This is a genomic window from Actinomadura chokoriensis (assembly GCF_041463665.1).
GTDB lineage: Bacteria > Actinomycetota > Actinomycetes > Streptosporangiales > Streptosporangiaceae > Spirillospora > Spirillospora chokoriensis_A.
Genome location: NZ_JAXCEJ010000004.1, coordinates 245,094 through 264,984, shown reverse-complemented (window position 1 = coordinate 264,984; position 19,891 = coordinate 245,094). Strand labels below are relative to the sequence as shown.

The window sequence follows — 19,891 nt, the reverse complement described above, 5'->3', positions numbered from 1 at the left end:
CCCGGCCGTCCGCGTCCTCTCCGGGGAAGGCGCGGGCGGCCGTTTCACGTCTCAGAGCAGGCGCGCGTACAGGCGGGAGTAGGCCGCCAGGGACGCGAGGTCCAGGACGTCGCGGCGGGGATCGTCCGGGGACGCGGTGGACGACGGCCCCAGGCGGACGGTGTCGATCCCGTGGGCGCGCAGGACGACGCCGTCCGTCGAACCCGTCCAGCCGGTGATGGGCGGCGGGTCGGCGCCGAACTCCTCGCGCCACGCCCTGCGCGCGGTGCGGACGATCGGCGCGTCGGGCGGTGTCGCGGCGGCCGGGTGGACTTCGTCCAGGTCGACCTCGACCGTGCAGGAGGCCAGGGGGCCGTCCGCGCACGCCTGCTCGACTTCCCGGCGCAGCGCGGCGGCGATGGCGTGCGGGTCCGCTCCGGGGACGGTCACCACGTAGACACCGGCCTCCAGCAGGGCCGGGAAGAGGTCGGGTTTGTCGGGACGGCCGGCGGTGAGCGAGCCGATGCCGGCGGCCGGGCCCACCTGCGTGCCGGGCGCCGCGCTGGAGGCGACGTAGGCCGTACGCCAGCGCTCGACGGCTTCGATGACCGGCCCGGCGTGGGCGATGACGCCGCCGTGCGGCGTGGCCGACTCGCGAGCCAGGACGGCCCCGTGCCGCCCCCGGACGCGCACCCGCAGGTACAGCGCGCCGGGCTCCTCCCACAGCAGGGTGGCCGGGCCGCATTTGGCGATGACGGCGGACGACGGCCGGGGCGCGCCCTCCAGGTAGTGGTCAAGGCCGGTGGAGCGGACCGCGCCGCCCGAGCCGTACAGGGTGCTGCGATGCGTCCCAGAGCCCGCCAGCAGCAGGCCCGCGGACGCTCCCCGGGACGCGGCGGAGACGAAAGCAGCCAAGGCGGCGGCCGCGGGGGCCCGTGCCACGCCCAGCCCGAAGCCCTCGACCTGGGAGGCCGTGACCTTCAGCCCGGCAGGTGCGTCGGTGCGTCCGGTGATGGCGCGGTCCTCGTCCACATCGCCGCTGAGCGACGTGTCGAGGTGCGAGTAGAGCAGCACGCCCTCGGGGTCGCCCGCGCACAGGTTCGCGCCGGTCGGGCCGTACCGCTGGACGGTCCACTCGATCCACGGCCACCGCGCCGTGCACCAGGAGGCGAGGTACACGGCGGCGGCGGACTCGTGCCCGTACGGCGCGGAGACACCGTCCAGGAACTCCAGGACGCGGACGATCTCGTCGCCCGCGTCCTGGAACGGCGCGCTCAGAAACGGCCCCAGTCGTCGGCGGCCGGTCGCCACACGTCGATGTTGCGCGGGTCCGGCAGCATCCGGCGCGGGCGGTGGGTCTCGTGCTCCTCCGGCGTGAAGACGCGGTGCCGGTCGCACAGCTCGTACCGGGGCCCGTGCTTGGGCTCGTGCATGTAGAACGCGATGGACGTCGACGCCGAGTGGTTGACGAGGTCGGACGCGATCGGCTCGCCCTTGTAGAGGGCGCGGGCACGGGCCCGCATGACGTGGTCGAAGCTCTTCATCGCGAAGCACAGGTGCGCGACGTAGTGCTCCTTGTTGTTCTGCAGGGCGAGGCTGTGGTGGTAGCGGTCCTCGCAGCGCATGAACGTGGTGGAGCCGATGATCTCGTCCGAGGACAGGAAGCCCAGCACGTTCGTGTAGAAGTCGAGGGACTCCTCGTACTTCGGCGTCGCGATGAACGGGTGGACGAGGTCGACCGGGCGGAGCTCCCGCAGCGGCGGCTCGGCGTACTCCAGGAAGCCGGTGAACAGCTCCACGATCAGGCCGTTGGGGTCGCGGACCCCGAAGCCGTCCGAGCAGAGGTCCTTCTGGCGGTCCTGGAGTTCGAGGATCTCGTGCCCGGCGTCGGCGACGCGCTTGCGGAGGTCGGCCAGGATCTCGTCGTCCTCCACGCTGTAGCCGACGGCGGACGTGTGCCCCGTCGTGCGCTCCGGCGCGCTGATCAGCTCGATCGAGTGGTGCTCGATGTCGGCGCGCAGGTAGGCGTACTCGTCGGTGCGCTGTTCGAGCTGGAGGCCCACGTGGTACTGGAGGAACTCGATGGTGCTCGCCATGTCGGGCACCTCGATGCGGGCGTACTCCATCCCGTACGGGCCGCGCGGACGGCCCGCCCTGCCGCCGGTCTCGTAGCTGACGATGTGGTGCTGCTCGACGACCGGCCGCCAGCGCTCGCGCACGAACCGCTCGTGCGAGTCGCTCTGCAGGTAGGCGTGCAGGTCGGCGGCGGTGTCGAAGCGGACCGAGAAGGCGTGGGTGAACGTGTTGTCGCGGGTGCTGACGTTGGGACCGAGTGAGAAGTCCCGCATCTGCGGGTAGCGGCCGGGGAAGGTGCGCAGCTCCGCCAGGACGGCCTCGGCCGCCTCGGCCGGCGCATCGGGCCGGAACCGGAACACCACGGTGTGATTGATCATCGCGTTTCCCTCAGAGGATGAAGCTCAGCCGGCTGCCGGCGGGCAGGTGCTCGTGGCCGAGGACCGCGCGGCGCAGCCGGAAGCGCAGGGCGTCGCCGGCCGTCACCAGCAGATGGTCGTAGCGCCCGACGTAGGTGTCGAACTCGCCGTCCCGGGCCCGGTGGACGATGAACGCCGCCGTCACCCGGAGCAGGCCGGGCTCTGCCTGGTCGTCGGACTCGTGCAGCCGCACATTGGAGATCAACCGGTGCGTGCGGGACGGCGGGTTCTCCGCGTGCGCCTTGCGCGACTTCAGCCGCTTGACGCGCGCGCGCAGCAGGTCCCAGTCGTCGCAGACGAACGACCCGGACGCGTGCGCCGACGTGCCCGTCCAGTCGGTCGAGGGGACCTCGAACCGGGCGCCGGGCTCGAACAGGGCGAGCCAGTCGTCGTACTTCCAGGCGTCCAGGATGTCCGCCTCGGCGTAGAGGAAGTCCTCCACGTCGGAGCGGGTGATCTCGCGCCCGCCGATGAGCACGGTCATCGCACGTTCCTCCCCTCAAGGAAGCGCTCGGGGCGGGGTCCGGCGAAGTCCAGGCCGTTCTCGACGCCGAGCTCGCCCACCCAGTGGCGCCAGAAGCCGCGCATCGCGCCCTCGTCGATGGACCGGCCCTGCACGCCCTTGACCTCGTCGACCATTCCGCGGGACATGTCGCTGTAGTCGAAGCCCGGACGGGCCTCGGCGGCGGTCGCCTCGATGCCGCGCTGCACCGCCTCGTACGCCTCGATGTCGTCCGGGGTGGCGAGACCGCCCGGCCCGACGAAGCTGACCATGGTCTTCATCCGCAGCGCGCGGGTGTCGGCGTCCTCGCCGCGCGGCGCGAGCTGCCAGGCGCGCACGTCGGTCTGGTCGGGGGCGACCGGTTCGAGCTGCCGGATCGACAGCCCTTCGAGGTCGAAGAGCAGGAGGTTGGGCCAGACGAACAGGATGTGGCTCTCGTCGGCGACGTAGCGGGCCCGCTCGGGGCCGAGCCTGCGGTCCATCTCGGCGCGGTGCTCGGCGGTGCGGACCTTCTCGTCCTCGCCGAAGCGCGGTTCCCACAGCATGCTGATCCGGCCGCCGTGCCCGGTGAGGACGAGCAGGCCGTGCCCGTTGCCGAGGTTGTAGGCGTACTGGTCGTCGTCGGTGACGGCGAAGCCGGTCTCCCGCAGGTAGCCGACGAACGTGTTGTGCGTGGGCGAGAAGTGGTAGCCGTCCATGGCGTTCTCGACGGCGAGCTTCCAGTTGCCGCGCACGCCGTAGAGCTGGGTGCCGGGCAGCACCTCCATGCCGGCGGCGTGCTGCTCGGAGATCATCGTCATGTAGTCGGCGGCGTCGCCGAGGTACTCCAGGAGCGGCGGCACGTCCGGGTCGAACGCGACGAACACGAACCCTTCGTGGATCTCCAGCCGGGGGACGGACCGCAGCCGCATCGAGTCGAGGAAGCCCTCGCCCGCCGCCTCGTAGGCGTCCTTGCCGGGGATGGCCGCGACGTCGCCGTTGTTGCGGAACGTCCAGGCGTGGTAGAAGCACTGGAACAGCTTGCTGGAGCCCTCCCTCTCCCGGCACAGGATCGTGCCGCGGTGCGGGCAGGCGTTGAGGAACGCGTGCACCGTGCCGTCCGAGTCGCGGCAGAAGATGAGCGGCCTGCCGCCGAGCGTCCGCGTCTTGAAGTCGTTCGGCCCCGCGACCTCGGTCTCGTGGCCGAGGTAGAGCCAGGACCGCGCCCAGATCCGGTCGCGCTCGGCCTGGAAGACCTCGGCCGAGCGGTACGCGACCCGGTTGACGCGGAAAGTCAGCGCGTCCCAGTCCTCGACGACCAGCCGCTCCGGAAGCCCCCTGCCGTTCGGCTCTGGCATCGGGCGCCACCCCCTCCACGCAGTATCATTCGACTATTCGAGATGCCATCTCGTATCGTGCGTATAGCGTTGCCCAGGCCGGATCGCCGTGTCAAGGGTCGGACGGCACCGATCCATCCCCGACTTGACGAGCTACGTCCCAGTTACCATGATTGCGTCTCGCAATGAGAGATGGCGAGGAGTATCGTCGCCATCCCGGCGCGGTCGCGCCGGCCCCGCGCGGAGCGGACTTTCCGGGTCTCCCGGATGGCCTGCCGACGCTGCCGGACTCATGATGAGATGGCGTGTCGTTCCGCCCCGGCCCGCCACCCCGGACGGCAGGCGACCGACGGCCGAGGCAGAAGCGAGAGACGGATGGCAACGACGATGAGGACCGCACGAGACACGGCCGAGAGTTCCCCGTCGATCCAGACGGTCCAGCGCGCCGCGCTGATCCTGGACTCCTTCACGGTGGCCCGGCCGCATCTGAGCCTGAACGAGATCACCGCGCGGCTCGGCGCGAGCAAGGCGACCGCGCACCGCTACACCAAGGCGCTGCGGGCGGCCAACCTGCTGCGCTACGACGACCGCACCGCGCTGTACTCGCTCGGCCCGCAGGTGCTCACCCTCGCCGCCGCGGCGCGGGCCGCGCTGCCGATCGTGTCCGCCGCCGAGCCGTACATGGACCGGCTCGTCCAGACCGCCGGGCAGACCGTCGTGCTGAGCATCTGGGACGGGGAGTCCCCGACCGTCGTGCGGTCGGTCGACAACACCGACCACCTGATCCGGATCAGCGTCCGGGTCGGCTCGCGGCTCGACCTCGCCACCTCCGCGCAGGGCCGGGTGTTCTGCGCCTACCTCCCGCCCGAGCAGGTGCCGGCGCTGGCCAAGCTGCTGCGCCGCTCCCCCGAGCTGCGCGAGGACGTCGACTGGATCCGCGCGCACGGGCTGTCGGTCAACTCGCCGTCCGACAACGGCCTGCACACCATCGCGGCGCCGGTCTTCGAGGGGGACGCCATCATCGCCACGATGGCGATCGTCGGCACCTCCGTCGACGTCCCGCGCAAGGCGGACTCGCCGCTGGCCGAGGCGCTGCTGGAGACCACCCGTGACCTGTCGCAGCGGCTCGGCAACAACGGCGTCCCGCCGGCCGAGGCCGGCTGACACCGGGGTCCCGGCCGGGCGGGCCCCGGCCGGGACGCCCGGGATCAGGGCAGCTCGTCCACGTACGCCAGCGACGCGGCGAAGTCGGCGCGCGGCGGCACGAAGATGTCGATGTTGACGCACGGCTCTTCCAGCGGCTCGATGTAGTGCTCGGCGCCGCTCGGCACCAGCAGGAACGTCCCCGCCGTCATCTCGTGCGCGACGCCCTCGATGTAGTAGTTGCAGCGCCCCTCGGCGATGTAGACGAGCTGGTCGAAGTCGGCGTGGCTGTGCGGGTTCAGGTCCATGCCCACGTCGAGGGTGTGGTGGGCGACCATCACCTCGTCGGTGGAGTAGACCCGGCGCCGCACCCCCTTGCGCAGCTGCGTCTCCGGCATGTCGGCCCAGCCGATCACCCGGTTGTAGAGCTTGGCGTTGCGCCCGTTCTCGGTCATTCGTTGCCTCCCTCGCCGGCCGCCGCATGCAGTCCGGCGGCCAGTATCTGCAGGTCCGAGCCAGTCACCAGGTAGCGCGCCGCGGCAAGCCCGGCGGGCCCGGCGGCGGACGCGGACGGGGCCCAGCCGCCGAACGCGATCCCGTTCCGTCGGGCGGCCTCCTCGATCTCGGCGACGGCCGCGCGCAGCGCAGCGCCGCCGGGCTCGACGCCCAGGCCGACCGCCAGGTCGGTGCCGCCGACGAAGACCACGTCGAGGTCGGCGATCACCTCCTCGAAGGACGTGCCGCCGTCCCGCCACCAGGGCGTCTCGATCTGCCCGACGAGCAGCGGCGGATCGGCCCGCTCGGCGGCGAGGAACGCCGCCAGCCCGCCGGAGCCGGGCAGCCCGAACCCGGCCGCCCGGTTCGCCAGGCTGACCGACCGGTCGCCGTCCGGCGCGAACCGCGTGGCCTGGACGAGCGCCCAGGTCTGCGCGGGGCCGCTCAGCATCGACAGCTGGAACCCGGCCGCGCCGTTCTCCAGCAGGCGGCAGATCAGCGGCCCGTCCACCTCGGGGATCCGGACGAGCGCCGGCAGCCCGCAGCGCTCCGCGTGCCGGACGAGGCCGATCGCGTCGGCCCCGGTCAGCGTGGAGTGCTCCAGGTCGACGACGACGAAGTCGAAGCCGGCGAGCGCGCACACCTCCACGACGTCCGGCGCCGGCAGCTTGACGAACGTCCCGTGCACGCGGGCGCCCGCCGCGAGGGCCGCCCGCAGCCGGGCCCTGGGCCCGGCGGGCCCGGGCCCGCCCGTCACAGGCCCAGCCGTCACAGGCCGCGCCACGGGACCGTCTCGACCGGCTTCCCGCCGTGCAGGACGAGCACCGGCTCCAGGCGGGGCGCGGTCATCGTGTTGCCGGACGCGTCCGGGAGCACGACCTCCGCGGTCTCCTCGATCACGGTGACGTGCGCCGGGCCCCCGGCCTCCAGCCGGCCGTAGCCCTCGGCGTCCAGGCCGAGCAGCCCGGCGGGACGCACGGTGGCGCGGGCGACGGCCTCGGTCAGCGGGACGCCCAGCGCGACCAGCTTCGACATGCTGGTGAGCAGGTCGAACACCGGGCCACGCCAGTTGCGGGCGCTCGTGTCGGAGCTCAGCACGTCGGGGTAGAAGCCCTTGGCGATCGCGCGGCGCGCCACCTCGAAGCTGAGGTTGCTCTTGCCGTGCGCCGAGTCGAACAGGACGCCGCGCTCCCGGGCCTCCGCCACCGCGGGCAGCACCTCGTCGCCGTCCAGGATGCCGTGCTCCTTGCCGGTGTAGCAGTGCGCCACGACGTCGCCGGGACGCAGGTGCTCCAGGACGATCGGCAGCGGCTCGGACGTCTCGCCGATGTGCACCATCAGCGGCAGGCCGGCCTGCTCGGCGACCTGGAGCGACTTCTTCAGCAGCATCTGCCAGTTGTCGCCGACCACGTCCTCCGACAACCGGATCTTGAAGCCGCGGACCACGTCGGGGTTGGTGGCGGCGGTCTCCAGCGCGTCGTCGGGGACGAGCGTGTCGGGGTTCATCAGCTCGCCGAACCGGAAGTCGATCAGGCCGAGGACCGACACGTTCAGGAAGTTCACGATGCGCATCGGCGTCGCGTCGACGACGAGCTTGCGGAACGCGGCGAACGTGGACGCCCCGGCGGTGCCGGCGTCGGCGGCGGCGACGACGCCGCGGCGCAGGTGCGCCTCCTCCGCGGGCGCGCCCACCTTGGAGACGTGCTGGAAGATGTGGGTGTGGCCCTCGACCAGGCCGGGCAGCACCCACCGGCCGGTGCAGTCGGTGACCTCGGCCGCGTCGGCGGCCAGCCCGTCGCCGACCGCCGCGACGGTGCCGCCGCTGATCGCGACGTCGGTCCGCGCGTTCAGCCCGGAGGCGGGGTCGATGACCGTCCCGCCCGTGAGGACGCGGTCGTAGACGGGCTTCTTCTGTTCGGTCATCGAGTACTCCCGATCATGTGAGGTAGCGGGTGGAGGGGGTCGCGCCTGGTGGTGTCACGCCTGGTGCGGTCACGCCCGGACGTGGGTGGTCAGCGGCAGGACGCCGTCGACCTCGATCCGGACGGTGTCGCCGGGGCGCAGGAAGTCGTCGCGGTCCTGGCCCGTCCCGGCCGGGGTGCCGGTCAGCACGACGTCGCCGGGACGCAGCGCCGCGTACCGGGAGATCCGGGCCAGCAGCTCGGGGATCGCGAAGATCATGTCGGCGCTGGAGGAGTCCTGGCGCCGCTCGTCGCCGACCCAGCTGCGGACGCCGATCGCGTCCGGATCGGCGATGGCGTCGCGGGCGAGCAGCGAGGCCCCGAGCGGGGTGAAGCCGGGGAAGCTCTTGGCCAGGGCGGGGGTGCCGGTGCGCTTCATGACGTCGCGGGCGGTCATGTCGTTGGCCGCGGTGATGGCCGCGACCGCCGACCACGCCTCGCTCTCGGCGGCCCGGTCGAGCGTCCGGCCGATGACGACGGCGATCTCGGCCTCGTAGTCCATCTGGACGGTCTCCTCGGCCGGCAGCCGGACCGCCGCGCCGGGCGCGCTCACCGACGACGAGCCGGCCAGGTAGAGCACCGGTTCGTCCGGAGCGGGGCGCCCGGTCCGCTCGGCCTTGGAGTGGTAGTTCAGGCCGACGCCCCACAGGGCGCGGGGGCGGCCGAGGGGGGCGCGGAGGTCCAGCTCGTCGCCGTCCAGGGGGATCCGCCGGACGACCTTGGCCCCGCCCAGCGCGTCCAGCGAGCCGGTCGTCTCGATCACGGTGTTCGGGTCGGGGTAGGGCGCGTCCAGGACGGCCACGGCGCCGTCCTCGATCCGGCCGATGCCCGCCGACGTCATCACAACATGCACGACGTCATCTTTCGATGCGAGATGGAGTCCTGTCAAGCAATGAGAGATGGCATCTCACAATGCAACACGAGAGGTGCCGGGCAGCATGGCGTGCCGCCCGTCCGGCGGACGAGCGGCACGGCGGAATCGCAGGTCAGGCCGAGTGCGCCGCGGTCGCGGTGACGGCGTCGGCGAGCTGGCGGGTCACCTCGGAGCCGTCCCAGTAGTCGATCCGGCGCGCCAGCAGGCCGTCCGAGTTCACCCAGAGCCGGAACACGCCGCGCACCTTGACCGGCGCGTTCCCGGCCGACACGAGCCGGAACGACATCTTGTAGGCCAGCACCGCCCGCACGTCCCGGACGACCAGGTCCTCCATCTCGTACCGCAGGTCGGCGAAGTCGGCCAGGAAGCCGTCCAGCCGCCCCCGGTACGCGTCGCGCCCGGTGACGCCCTGCCCCATCGCGGACGTGTGCTCGTTGACGAAGTCCTCGGTCACGCAGGCCGCGACGGCGTCGGCGTCGTGGCGGTTGAGCGCGCCGAGATAGCGCAGCGCCGCCGCGCGGGTCCGTTCCTCGACCCGCGCGACGGCCCCCGGCTCGGCCGAGGTGGAGTCGGCGGTCAGGACCCGCCTCCCCACTTCGCCCGGACCGTGTCGAACACCTTCTGATCGTGCGAGATCTCGACCACATTGCCGTCCGGGTCCTTCAGCGCGCAGATGTAGCCCACCGGGTCCGGCATGTCGCGCGGCTCCCAGTGCAGGCTGCCCATCTCGCGGGCGCGCTCGGCGAGGGCGTCCACGTCGGCGCGCTCGGGCACCTCGATGCCGATGTGCGCGAACGGGTGCAGCAGCCCCAGCTCGCCGCCCCGGTCCTTGTTGAAACAGACCAGCACCAGCACGAACGGCGTCTCCGCCTGGCCGTCGTTGGACAGCCAGGCGCTCTCCCCGTCGGCGTCCTTGAACCGCTCGACCACCACCAGCGGGGTGAGCGATGTATAGAAGTCGATCGACTTGTCCAGGTCTCCGGTCGGCAGCGCCACATGCGTCCAGCGCGCGGCGGTCAGTCCGGTCACGTGCTCCTCCTTCGAATCGTCCGGGCCCGCAGACGCCTGGCCCGGTCCCCTGTCCTACCCGGTCACGCGATGCCCCGCTGGAAGGGCTTGCCCAGCGCGCGTGGCTCCCGGTCCTTGGCGGCGAACAGCAGCATCGCGACCAGCGCCAGCAGGTAGGGCGCGACGATCAGCAGCTGCGAGTTCATCGTGAAGCCCAGCGCGGGCAGCGCCAGGCGCATCGCGTCGGCGAGCCCGAACAGCACGCAGCCGAGCAGCGTGCGGCCGAGCCGCCAGGCCCCGAAGATCACCGCGGCGATCACGATGAAGCCGCGGCCGGCGGTCATGTTCTGGCTGAACGAGCCGACCTCGCCCACCGCCAGGTAGGCGCCGCCGAGCCCGGCCAGCAGGCCGCACCACAGCAGCGCCTGCCGGCGCCGCGCGTTCACGTCGATGCCGGTCACGTCCGCGGCCTGCGGGTCCTCGCCGACCGCGCGGAGCTCCAGGCCCCACCGGCTGCGCTCGACCAGCCACCAGGTCAGCGGGATCACCCCGATCAGCAGGTAGACCGGCCACCGCTCGACGAACAGCACCTGCCCGACGATCGGTATGTCGCGCAGCACCGGCACGCTCACCTGCCACACCTGGTGCCCGGTGAACGAACCGGTGACGATCAGGTAGCTGGTCAGCCCCAGCACCAGCGTGTTGAGGACGAGGCCGACCACGAACGTGTTGACCGCCGCCCGGTGCGACAGGTTGCCGTGCACGAACCCGACGAGCACGCCGACGAGCATCCCGGCGGCGAGACCCGTCGTCGCGCTGCCGGTGACGGACGCGCCCGCGACCGCCCCGAACGCCCCGCCCAGCATCATCGCCTCGACCGAGATGTTGACCGTCCCGGCCCGTTCCGCGAGGTACTCCCCACAGGCGGCGAACGCGAGCGGCACCGTCAGCCGGGCGCCGCTGGCGAGGATCGTGGAGATGTTGTCCGCGGCGCTCATGACGCCCTGCTTTCCAGGCTGACCGCCTCCTTGGCCTTGGGTGCCGGAACGTCCGCGCCGGCCCCGGCGCCGCGCGACTCGCGCCGGCGGCGCATCGCCTCGGTCAGCACCGGCGGGACGACGAACGCGAGCACCAGCAGCGACTTGACCACGTCCACCAGGAAGGACGGCACCCCGGTCGACGCCAGGAACCCTCCCCCCGAACGCAGCACACCGAACAGCAGCGCGACCGGGATCGCCACCAGCGGCCGGTTGCGGGCGACCAGCGCGACCAGCAGCCCGTCCCAGCCGATGTTGTTGGAGATGCCGCCCTGCAGCCGGTTGGTGCCGACCGGGCTGGCGAGCAGCACCGCCCCGGCGACGCCCGCGAACGCTCCGGACACCGCCAGCGCCGTCCCGCTCAGCGCCGCGACCCGCACCCCGGCGTGCCGGGCGGCCCGCGGGTTCAGGCCGAGCATCGTCAGCCGGAAACCCCACCGGCTGCGCGTGATCAGCACCGCGATCACCGCGGCCGCGACGAGCGCGATCAGCAGCCCGCCGTTGATCTGCAGCCCCGGGTACTCGCCGAACGAGCCGAGCAGCGCGTTCTCCGGCAGCCGGTTGGACTGCGGCGACACCGTCGCGCCGCCGCGCCTCGTCTCCTGGAGCAGCCACGGCGTGTTCACCGCGAACGCGACCAGCTGCTGCGCCAGGAACGTCATCAGCAGCGTGCTCACCACGATGTTGACGCCGCGGAACCGGTGCATCAGCGCGCTGACCCCGGCCCACGCCGCGCCCGCCAGCGCCGCCGCGACCAGCGCGACCACCAGCAGCACCGGCCCCGGCAGGGCCAGCCGCAGCCCGATCCCGGCCCCGGCCAGCGCGCCGATGAGCACCTGGCCCTCCTGGCCGAGGTTGAACACGCCGGCCCGCACGCACACGCACGTCCCGACCGCCACCAGCAGCAGCGGCGCCGCGTACAGCAGCGTCGCGCTGATCGCCGCCGCGTTCGCGAGGCTCCCGTCGTACAGCGCCGTCACGGCCCTGGACGGGGACCCGCCGGTCGCCGCCACCAGCGCCGACGACACCGCCAGCGCCAGCACGACCGCGACCACCGTCGTCCCGGCCACCTGCGCCCCGCCCCGCCGGGCGTTCAGCGCCGCGGCCAGCCGCCGCCCGGACCGTTCCACCTCCGTCACGCGGCCACACCTCCGACGAGCATGCCGAGGCGTTCGGCGGTGGCCTCGGCGGTGGGCAGCAGGCCGGCGACGCGGCCCCGGGAGATGACCGCGATGCGGGAGGCCAGCGCCATGACCTCCTCCAGCTCGGTGCTGATCAGCAGGACCGCCACGCCGCTGGAGGCGGCCTTGCGCAGCCGCAGGTACATGTCCTCGATGGCGCCGACGTCGAGGCCGTGGGTGGGCTGCGCGGCGACGAGGACCGACGGGGCCGCCGACATCTCCCGGGCGAGCACCACCCGCTGCTGGTTGCCGCCCGACAGGCTGCGGACGGGCGCGTCCAGCGACGAGGTGATGATGTTGAACTCGGCGGCGAGCCGCCGCGCCAGCTCCTGGGTCTTGCGCCGGTCGACCAGCAGCCGGCCGCTGACCCCGTCGAGCGCCTTCATCACCAGGTTGTCGGCGACGCTCATGTCGAGGACGACGCCGGAGGCGTGCCGGTCCTCCGGGACGATGCCGAGGCCCGCCTTGTGCAGCGCGCCCGGCCTGGCCGGGTCGACCCGCACGCCGCCGACGTCGACCGTCCCGGCGGACGGCTCGACCAGGCCGGACAGCAGGTCGCCCAGCGTCGCCTGCCCGTTGCCCTCCACCCCGTACAGGCCGAGGATCTCGCCGGGTGCGACCTCCAGGCTGAAGTCGTCGAGCAGCGCGACGCCCTCGGACCGGACGGTGACGCCCGACAGCCGCAGCGCGGGTTCGACGCCGGGTTCCGGCGCCTCCTCCTCCGGCTGCCGCTTGCCGCGGCGCTCCACCGGGAGCATGCCGAGCGCGGCGGCCTCGGCGCGCAGCGAGACGTCCCGGCCGACCATCTGCCGGGCCAGCTCCTGCGCGGTGGTCTCCGCGGTCGCGCTGTGGAACGCGACGCGGCCCCGGCGCAGCACGGTCACCCGGTCGGTGGCCGTGGTGATCTCGGCCAGCTTGTGGCTGATCAGGACCACCGCGCGGTCCTCCCCGGCGACGACCTCGCGCAGCACGCCGAACAGCTCCGCCGACTCGGCCTGGGTGAGCACCGAGGTGGGCTCGTCCAGGACGAGGACGGACGGGTCGCGGCGCAGGCACTTGATCAGCTCGACCCGCTGCCGCTCCCCGGCCGACAGCCGCGACACCGGGGCCAGCGGGTCGATCGGCAGCCCGTACCGGGCGCCGACCTCCTCGACCTGCGCGCACGCCCGCGCGCGGTCGACCTTGCCGGTGTCGCCGAGGGTGATGTTCTCCCAGACGGTCAGCGGCTCGACGAGGCTGAAGTGCTGGTGCACCATGCCGATGCCGAGCGCGATCGCCTCCTGCGGGCCGGCGACGTCCACCGGGCGGCCGTCGTGGTGGATCGCGCCCGAGTCCCGCCGGACGAGCCCGAGCAGGATCTTCATGAGCGTGGACTTGCCCGCGCCGTTCTCGCCGAGCAGGCCGTGGATCTCGCCGCGGTGGACGGTCAGGTCCACCGCGTCGCAGGCCACGACCCGCCCGTAGGACTTGCCGATCCCGCGCAGCTCCAGCGCGGGCGCCCTGGCCCTGCCGCCGTCGCGGCCGCCGTGATCGGTCGTCACTTCCCGAGCCTCTCCACTTCCGCGGCGGCGTTGATCTTCCCGCTCGCGATGTCCTTCATGAAGGTCTCGATCTTCTGCTTGGCCGCGGCGTCGTCGCCGCACAGCTTGACCGTGGGGAACGGGTCCTTGCCGATCGTCCAGACCTTCTGCACGCCCATCTCCAGCTTCCCGGCCTCGAACAGCTTGAGCGCCTCGGTGAAGTAGTCACCGGGGCTGAACAGCACCGAGAGGTCGAACTTCGGGTCGGTGGAGGAGCACCGGTCGGTGCCCGGGGTCAGCGTGATGAGGTTCTTGGTGTTGGCGAGCTTCGCGGCGGCGTCCGTGGAACCGCCGAGGTAGGGGTAGACCGCGCCGACGCCCTGGTCGATCTGGGCCTGCACCGCCTCCTTGGCCTTGGCGGCGTCGTCCTGGTCGCCGGCGTAGGTCGTGGTGACGGTCGCGTCCGGGATCACCGAGCGGATGCCCGCCTTGAACGCCTTGGAGGCGTTGATGTTGAAGTCGACCTCCATGCCGGCCACGAAGGCGGCCTTCTTGGTGCCGCGCGCCTGCATCAGCACACCGGTCGCGTACCCGGCCGACAGGATGCTCTGGGACGGGTCGTCGGTGGACAGCATGACCTTGGGGGTCTGCTGGACGTTGCCGGAGCTCGGGACGTACCAGGCGGTCTTCTGACAGACCGCCTCCTCCGAGGCGGGGATCGCGTCCTTCAACTCGGACGCGCCGAGCGCGACCATGTCGACCTTCTGCTGGCACAGGGCGCGGGCCGCACTGAGCGCCTCGCTCTCCGGGACGCTGCCGCGCTTGATGACCGTCCAGCCCTTCGCCTTGGCGAACGCCTCGGCGCCGGTCACGAAGCTCTCGTAGTAGCCGTTGTCGTTGATGTCGCCGGGGCTGAGCACGCCGATGACGACCTTGCCGTCGCCGTTGACGTCGGGCTCGCCGGGCAGCACGCCGCCCGCCCCGCCCCCGCCGGTGCTCTGGTTCGCGGTGGCGTCGCTCTCGGCGCAGCCGGCCAGGGCGAACAGGGTGGCGCACGCGAACGCGGCGCCCGCGATCCGTACCGATTTACGGTTCTTCACCACAGGGTCCTTTCGATCGGACGGTCGAAGGTGCGAAGGGGCGGGAGGCTTGGTCGCCGGGGCCCCGCGGAGCGTCCGCGGGGAGCACCGGCCAGCGGCGGGGGACGTCCAGGCCGGCCGCACGCAGCAGCGCGGCCGAACGCGTCTCCGCCTCCCGGCGCAGAGCGCCGGCGTCGAGGGTGGTGAGCCGGCGGTCCCGCACCACGACCCGCCCGGCGACGACCACGTCGCGGACGGTGTGGCTCGGGGCGCCCCACACCAGGTGTGCCGCGAGGTCGCCGGGCGGAGCCCAGGCGAGGTCGCGGGCGTCCAGGACGACGAGGTCGGCGGCCTTGCCGACCTCGATCGACCCGATCTGGTCGCCGAGGCCGATCGCCTCGGCACCGGCACAGGTGGCCAGCGCGAACGCCTCGTCCGCGCGCAGCGGCCAGGCGCCGCGGTCGTTCTCCAGGCCGGCCAGCAGCCCGGCGGCGCGCAGCACGTCGGGCGCGTCGCCGGCGTTGTGGGCGTCGCAGCCGAGCGCGACCCGGCCGCCGCGCCGGACCAGCTCGCCGTGCCGCCCGGCCCGCGTGTAGCCCTGGCCGAGCCGCAGGTAGGCGCCGGGGCAGGACGCGACGGCCGTGCCCGTCTCCAGGACGGCGTCGACCTCGTCGTCGTCGAGCCACACCGCGTGGCCGAGCAGCAGGCGCGGCCCGAGCACGCCGAGCCGGCGCAGGTGGACGAGGGGGCGGGCGCCGGTGCGGCGCAGGTACGACTCGGCGTCGCCCGGTCCGGGGGACATGTGCCAGGTCATCGCGGTGCCAAGGCGCTCGGCGAGCGCGGCGGCGCCGGTGAACAGCTCGTCGCTCGCGAGGTCGTGGCCGACCAGGGTGATCCAGCCGGTGACGAGGCCGTCGCCGGGCAGGCTCCGCACGATCTCCTCCTGCCGGGCCACCGCCTCGGCGGCGGGCAGGGAGTGGGGGACGTCCGGGGCGTCCCAGCCCCAGCCGCCGACGCGTCCGCGTATCCCGGCGGCGGACAGCCCGGCGGCGACCCGGCCGGGGTGGGCGACGGTGCCCGGCTCCAGGACGGTGGTGACGCCGCGCAGCAGCGACTCGGCGGCGGTGAGGGCCGCGGACAGCTCGTCGTCGTCGCCGGTGACCAGGCCGTGCAGCGGCACCGCCCAGCCGAAGATCGCCTCCTGGGCGTCGATGTCGTCCGGGATCACGCTGCGGATCAGCGGGTCCACGGTGCAGTGCTGGTGCGCGTTGATCATGCCGGGCACGACCACGCAGCCCGCCGCGTCCAGCTCGGCGGCGCCCGGGTGCTCCGCGCGGAGCGTCCGGTACGGGCCGATCGCGGTGACCCGGCCGCCGCTGACCGCGACGGTGGCGCCGGTGAGGACCGCGCGGTCCGGCGCCATCGTCACGACCGTGCCGCCGGTGACCAGGAGGGAGGCGCCGTTCATGGGCGGACCAGGACCTTGCCGATGGCCGCGCGCGACTCGACGGCGGCGGACGCGGCGGGCAGCTCGTCCAGCCCGTAGTCGGCCATCCGGACGACCCGCAGCCCGCCCTCGTAGTAGGCGGCGAGCATCGCGGCGAACTCGGCCTCGGTGTAGGCGCCGGACCCGAGCAGGCGGAGCCCGCGGTGGTACACGCCCGCGAGGGAGATCGTGACCTCGTCTCCGGTGGTGTTGCCGAACGTCACCAGCCGGCCGCCGGCGCGCAGGCTGTCCATCGAGGACTTCCAGGTCGCGGCGCCCACGTGGTCGAGGGCGACGTCGGCGCCCTCGCCGCCGGTGAAGCGGCGCACGGCCGCGGGCACGTCGTCCTCGTTGCGCAGCAGCAGGTCGGCGCCGAGGTCGCCGGCCAGGGCGAGCTTGGCGTCGCTGCCCGCGACCGCGACGACCCGGGCCCCGGCGCGCTTGGCGAGCTGGACGGCGGCGATGCTGACCGAGCTCGCCGCGGCCTGCACCAGCACGGTCTCCCCGGCGGTGACCTGGCCGACGGTCAGCGTGGCGTGCCAGGCGGTGCTCCAGGAGGTGGGCAGCGCGGCGGCCTCGTCCAGTCCGACGTGCTCGGGGACGCGGTGGACGAGCCGCGCGGGCACCGCGACGTACTCGGCGAACCCGCCCGCGATGTTGCCGCCGACGACGCGGACCCCGGCGCAGTGGCCGGGGTCCCCGGCGCCGCACCGGCGGCACGTCCCGCAGCCGAGCGTCGGGTCGATGACCACGCGGTCGCCGGCGGCGGGCCCGCGCACCTCGTCGCCGACGGCCTCGACCTCTCCGGCGACGTCCGTCCCGGCGATGTGCGGGAGGCGGAAGCCGGGCAGCACGGCCGGGCCGCGCCGCTGCAGGACGTCGAGCCGGTTGAGCGCGCAGGCGCGCACCCGGACGAGCACGTCCCCGCGGCCGGGGACCGGGTCGGGGACGCGTCGCAGCGACACCACCTCGGGGCCGCCGAACGCAGTCTGGACCAGTGCTCTCACCAGGACCTCCGGCTGGTTCCGCCGTCGAACTCATCTCGCATTGTGAGCCAGCGACTCGCAATGTGAGGCAACTCTGAACCTCGCCATACGGGCGTGTCAACACTTCGGGAAAAACTCCCGGCGATGTCGACCCGCACGTCAGGGCGCCGACCGGCTCAGCGGTCCAGCAACCGGACCGCCACGGCCTTCTCCTGCGTGTACTCGCGCAGCGCCGCGTAACCGCCGCCCGCGCTGAACCCGCTGTCCTTCTGCATGTTGAACGGGAACCCGATCACGCCCGCGTCGTGGAACTGGTTCACCGCGACCTGGCCGGACCGCACGTCCTTGGCCACCCGCAGCGCCCGCGACACGTCGTCGGTCCACACGCAGGCCAGCAGGCCGAAGTCGGTGTCGTTCATCAGATCGACCGCTTCGGCCATTCCGGTGAAGCCCTGGATCGTCAGGACGGGCCCGAAGACCTCCTCCCGGACGACGCGCATACCGGGCTCCACACCGTCCAGGACGGTCGGCGCCACGAACCAGCCGCCGTCCGGCACCTCGCCCTTCGCGCCGCCGGTCAGCACCCGGGCGCCCTCGCGCGGCGCCTCCTCCAGGAAGCCGAGCACCCGCTCGTACTGGAGCCCGCTGACCAGCGGCCCCATGTCGAGGTCCTGGTCCCAGGTGCCGAGTCGCACGGCGCGCATGCCCGCCACCACGCGCTCGGTCACCTCGGCGCGGATCGACTCCTCGACCAGCAGCCGCGAGCCCGCGTAGCAGTTCTGCCCGGCGTTCTCGGTGATGGAGCCGACGATCGCCGGGATGGCGGCGTCGAGATCGGCGTCCGCGAACACCACGTTCGGCGACTTCCCGCCCAGTTCGAGCTTGACCGGCACCAGGTTGCCGGCCGCGGCGCGCATCACCGCGCGGCCGGTGACGGTGGAGCCGACGAAGCTGATGTGGTCGACGCCCGGGTGCGCGGTGAGCGCGACGCCCGCCTCGGTGCCGAGGCCGGTGACCACGTTGAGCACGCCGGGCGGGAACCCGGCCTCGCGCGCCAGCTCGGCCAGCGCCATCGGCCCGAGCGGGGCGACCTCGGACGGCTTGAGCACGACGGTGTTGCCGGCCGCGAGCGCGGGCGCCACGTTGGCCGCGGTCAGCAGCATCGGCACGTTCCAGGGGATCGCGACCGCGCACACCCCGTACGGCTCGGGGATCGTGAAGCCCAGGTAGTCGGTGCCGCGGGTGGGCAGCGTGACGCCGGTGAGCTTGTCGGCGGCGCCGGCGAAGTACTCGACGATGCCGCGGGTGATGTAGGCGTTCAGCCGGCCGCCGGACAGCGGCTTGCCGACGTCCCGCGCCTCGCAGGCGGCCAGGTCCTCGACCCGCTCCATGATCAGTGCCGCCCAGCGGCCGAGCAGGGCGCCGCGCTCGGCGGGCGAGGTCGCGGCCCAGCCGGGGAACGCGCGCCGGGCCGCGGCGACCGCCCGGTCGACGTCCGCCTCGCCCCCGCGCGCGATCTCCTGGATGGGACGACCGTTCGCGGGATCGAGGACCTGGAGGCCCGCGCCGTCCTCGGCGGGGATCCACGCACCGTCGATGAGCTGCCGGGAGACCGGAATTTCAAGTGGGGACATGCCGGAATCCTTGACCGCGCCTATCCCGCATGTCAAGATGCCATATCTTTCTGTGAAATGTCCTGGGGGAACTCTCATGCGCGTCACAGCCGCCGTCCTGGACCGGCCCGGTGAGCCCTTCGTCCTCCGGGACGTCGAGCTCGGCCCGCCCCGCCCGGAGGAGGTCCTCGTCCGGCTGAGCGCCGTCGGCATCTGCGCCACCGACCTCGAGTTCGCGACGTTCTTCGAAGCCCCGGCCGTGTTCGGGCACGAGGGCGCGGGCATCGTCGAGCGGGTCGGCGACCAGGTCACCGGGATCGCGCCCGGCGACCACGTGGCGCTGTCGTTCACCTCGTGCGGGCACTGCCGGCCCTGCCTGACCGGCTCCCCCGGCTACTGCACGCGGTTCGACGCGCTCAATTTCAGTGGGCGGAGACCTGACGGTACCTCGGCCGTCTCGATGGCCGGTACCGAGATCAACGCCCACTTCCTCGGCCAGTCGTCGTTCGCCGACCACGTCATCGCCCCCGCGCGGGCCGTCGTGCCGATCCCCAAGGACGCCGACCTCACCCTCGCCGGGCCGTTCGGCTGCGGCTTCCAGACCGGCGCGGGCGGCGTGCTGAACGTGCTGCGCCCCTCGCCCGGCTCGTCCATCGCGATCTTCGGCGCGGGCGCCGTCGGCGTCTCCTCGATCCTCGCGGCCGTGCTCAGCGGCTGCACGACCATCGCGGTCGTCGACCTCAACGCCGAACGGCTCGCCACCGCCCGGTCCCTCGGCGCCACCCACGGGGTGGCCGGCGGCACGGGCGCGGCGCGGGAGCTGAGCTCGATCGCGCCGGACGGCTTCGACTTCGCCGTCGACACCACCGGCCGCGCGGACGTCCTGCGCACCGCCGTCGAGGCGCTCGGCCCGCTCGGCACCTGCGGCGTGATCGGCGTCGGCCCGAGCGAGGAGATGATCTTCGACTGGCGCAGCGTGCTGAACGGCCGGACCATCACCGGAATCATCGGCGGCGGCGCCGTCCCGCAGGTCTTCGTGCCCGAACTGCTCGCCCTGCACGCCGCGGGCCGGTTCCCGGTGCACGAGATCGTCACGCACTTCCCGTTCGAGCGGATCGGCGAGGCCGTCGACGCCGCCCGGAGCGGCACGGCAGGCAAGGCCGTCCTCACCTTCTGAACCGCAACCCCCAGTGGCGCGGCTGGGCAACACCGCGCGGAT

General features: G+C 73.2%; 19 protein-coding genes. 2 read left to right on the top strand and 17 right to left on the bottom strand.

Going from position 1 to position 19,891, the window contains the following annotated elements; all coding sequences use genetic code 11:
- Nucleotides 1-51: 51 nt before the first annotated feature.
- From SM418_RS09845 to SM418_RS09830, 4 genes are read right to left on the bottom strand one after another with little or no spacing between them, the layout of a single operon-like run.
- Nucleotides 52-1,290 carry a M20/M25/M40 family metallo-hydrolase gene (locus SM418_RS09845; RefSeq protein ID WP_371940246.1) on the bottom strand — a complete coding sequence of 413 codons (1,239 nt, stop codon included), beginning with the start codon at nucleotides 1,288-1,290 and terminating at the stop codon, nucleotides 52-54.
- Nucleotides 1,254-2,432, bottom strand: a complete 1,179-nt coding sequence (locus SM418_RS09840; RefSeq protein ID WP_371940247.1) for a Dabb family protein — start codon at nucleotides 2,430-2,432, stop codon at nucleotides 1,254-1,256. The genes SM418_RS09845 and SM418_RS09840 overlap by 37 nt, the downstream gene beginning before the upstream one ends.
- A 10-nt stretch (nucleotides 2,433-2,442) precedes the next feature.
- Nucleotides 2,443-2,955, bottom strand: coding sequence for an aromatic-ring-hydroxylating dioxygenase subunit beta (locus SM418_RS09835; RefSeq protein WP_371940248.1), 513 nt, complete (start codon nucleotides 2,953-2,955; stop codon nucleotides 2,443-2,445).
- Nucleotides 2,952-4,310, bottom strand: coding sequence for an aromatic ring-hydroxylating oxygenase subunit alpha (locus SM418_RS09830; RefSeq protein WP_371940249.1), 1,359 nt, complete (start codon nucleotides 4,308-4,310; stop codon nucleotides 2,952-2,954). Before SM418_RS09830 ends, SM418_RS09835 begins: the two co-directional genes overlap by 4 nt.
- Nucleotides 4,311-4,676: 366 nt before the next feature.
- On the opposite strand from SM418_RS09830, the gene SM418_RS09825 reads away from it, so the two are divergent.
- Complete coding sequence (locus SM418_RS09825) at nucleotides 4,677-5,453, top strand: IclR family transcriptional regulator (protein WP_371940250.1); 777 nt, start codon at nucleotides 4,677-4,679, stop codon at nucleotides 5,451-5,453.
- A 44-nt stretch (nucleotides 5,454-5,497) separates the two neighbouring features.
- Here SM418_RS09825 and SM418_RS09820 read toward each other — a convergent pair whose 3' ends face one another.
- The 13 genes from SM418_RS09820 to SM418_RS09760 form a co-directional block, all read right to left on the bottom strand.
- Nucleotides 5,498-5,887 carry a cupin domain-containing protein gene (locus tag SM418_RS09820; protein ID WP_371940251.1) on the bottom strand — a complete coding sequence of 130 codons (390 nt, stop codon included), beginning with the start codon at nucleotides 5,885-5,887 and terminating at the stop codon, nucleotides 5,498-5,500.
- Nucleotides 5,884-6,699: an aldolase/citrate lyase family protein gene (locus SM418_RS09815; RefSeq protein ID WP_371940252.1), complete on the bottom strand. Its 816-nt coding sequence runs from the start codon at nucleotides 6,697-6,699 to the stop codon at nucleotides 5,884-5,886. The genes SM418_RS09820 and SM418_RS09815 overlap by 4 nt, the downstream gene beginning before the upstream one ends.
- Complete coding sequence (locus SM418_RS09810; RefSeq protein ID WP_371940253.1) at nucleotides 6,696-7,850, bottom strand: amidohydrolase family protein; 1,155 nt, start codon at nucleotides 7,848-7,850, stop codon at nucleotides 6,696-6,698. Before SM418_RS09810 ends, SM418_RS09815 begins: the two co-directional genes overlap by 4 nt.
- Before the next feature lie 69 nt (nucleotides 7,851-7,919).
- Nucleotides 7,920-8,741 carry a fumarylacetoacetate hydrolase family protein gene (locus SM418_RS09805; protein ID WP_371940254.1) on the bottom strand — a complete coding sequence of 274 codons (822 nt, stop codon included), beginning with the start codon at nucleotides 8,739-8,741 and terminating at the stop codon, nucleotides 7,920-7,922.
- 133 nt (nucleotides 8,742-8,874) lie between these two features.
- Nucleotides 8,875-9,357, bottom strand: coding sequence for a nuclear transport factor 2 family protein (locus SM418_RS09800; RefSeq protein WP_371940255.1), 483 nt, complete (start codon nucleotides 9,355-9,357; stop codon nucleotides 8,875-8,877).
- On the bottom strand, nucleotides 9,339-9,791 hold the full coding sequence (locus SM418_RS09795; protein WP_371940256.1) for a VOC family protein: 453 nt from the start codon (nucleotides 9,789-9,791) through the stop codon (nucleotides 9,339-9,341). Before SM418_RS09795 ends, SM418_RS09800 begins: the two co-directional genes overlap by 19 nt.
- Before the next feature lie 62 nt (nucleotides 9,792-9,853).
- Entirely contained in the window at nucleotides 9,854-10,768 is a 915-nt protein-coding gene (locus tag SM418_RS09790; protein WP_371940257.1) for an ABC transporter permease, read from the bottom strand.
- Nucleotides 10,765-11,946, bottom strand: a complete 1,182-nt coding sequence (locus tag SM418_RS09785; RefSeq protein WP_371940258.1) for an ABC transporter permease — start codon at nucleotides 11,944-11,946, stop codon at nucleotides 10,765-10,767. The genes SM418_RS09790 and SM418_RS09785 overlap by 4 nt, the downstream gene beginning before the upstream one ends.
- Nucleotides 11,943-13,529, bottom strand: a complete 1,587-nt coding sequence (locus SM418_RS09780; RefSeq protein WP_371940259.1) for an ABC transporter ATP-binding protein — start codon at nucleotides 13,527-13,529, stop codon at nucleotides 11,943-11,945. Before SM418_RS09780 ends, SM418_RS09785 begins: the two co-directional genes overlap by 4 nt.
- The gene (locus SM418_RS09775) at nucleotides 13,526-14,608 is read right to left on the bottom strand and encodes a BMP family ABC transporter substrate-binding protein (RefSeq protein ID WP_371940260.1); all 1,083 of its coding nucleotides are present in this window, start codon (nucleotides 14,606-14,608) and stop codon (nucleotides 13,526-13,528) included. Before SM418_RS09775 ends, SM418_RS09780 begins: the two co-directional genes overlap by 4 nt.
- Nucleotides 14,595-16,055, bottom strand: a complete 1,461-nt coding sequence (locus tag SM418_RS09770; protein WP_371940261.1) for an amidohydrolase family protein — start codon at nucleotides 16,053-16,055, stop codon at nucleotides 14,595-14,597. The genes SM418_RS09775 and SM418_RS09770 overlap by 14 nt, the downstream gene beginning before the upstream one ends.
- Complete coding sequence (locus tag SM418_RS09765) at nucleotides 16,052-17,080, bottom strand: zinc-binding dehydrogenase (RefSeq protein ID WP_371940262.1); 1,029 nt, start codon at nucleotides 17,078-17,080, stop codon at nucleotides 16,052-16,054. The genes SM418_RS09770 and SM418_RS09765 overlap by 4 nt, the downstream gene beginning before the upstream one ends.
- Before the next feature lie 155 nt (nucleotides 17,081-17,235).
- On the bottom strand, nucleotides 17,236-18,693 hold the full coding sequence (locus SM418_RS09760) for an aldehyde dehydrogenase family protein (RefSeq protein WP_371940263.1): 1,458 nt from the start codon (nucleotides 18,691-18,693) through the stop codon (nucleotides 17,236-17,238).
- A gap of 76 nt (nucleotides 18,694-18,769) precedes the next feature.
- Here SM418_RS09760 and SM418_RS09755 point away from each other — a divergent pair, with 76 nt between their 5' ends.
- Nucleotides 18,770-19,849 (top strand): NAD(P)-dependent alcohol dehydrogenase, encoded by a 1,080-nt coding sequence (locus SM418_RS09755; protein WP_371940264.1) that lies wholly within the window; start codon nucleotides 18,770-18,772, stop codon nucleotides 19,847-19,849.
- Nucleotides 19,850-19,891 lie beyond the last annotated feature (42 nt).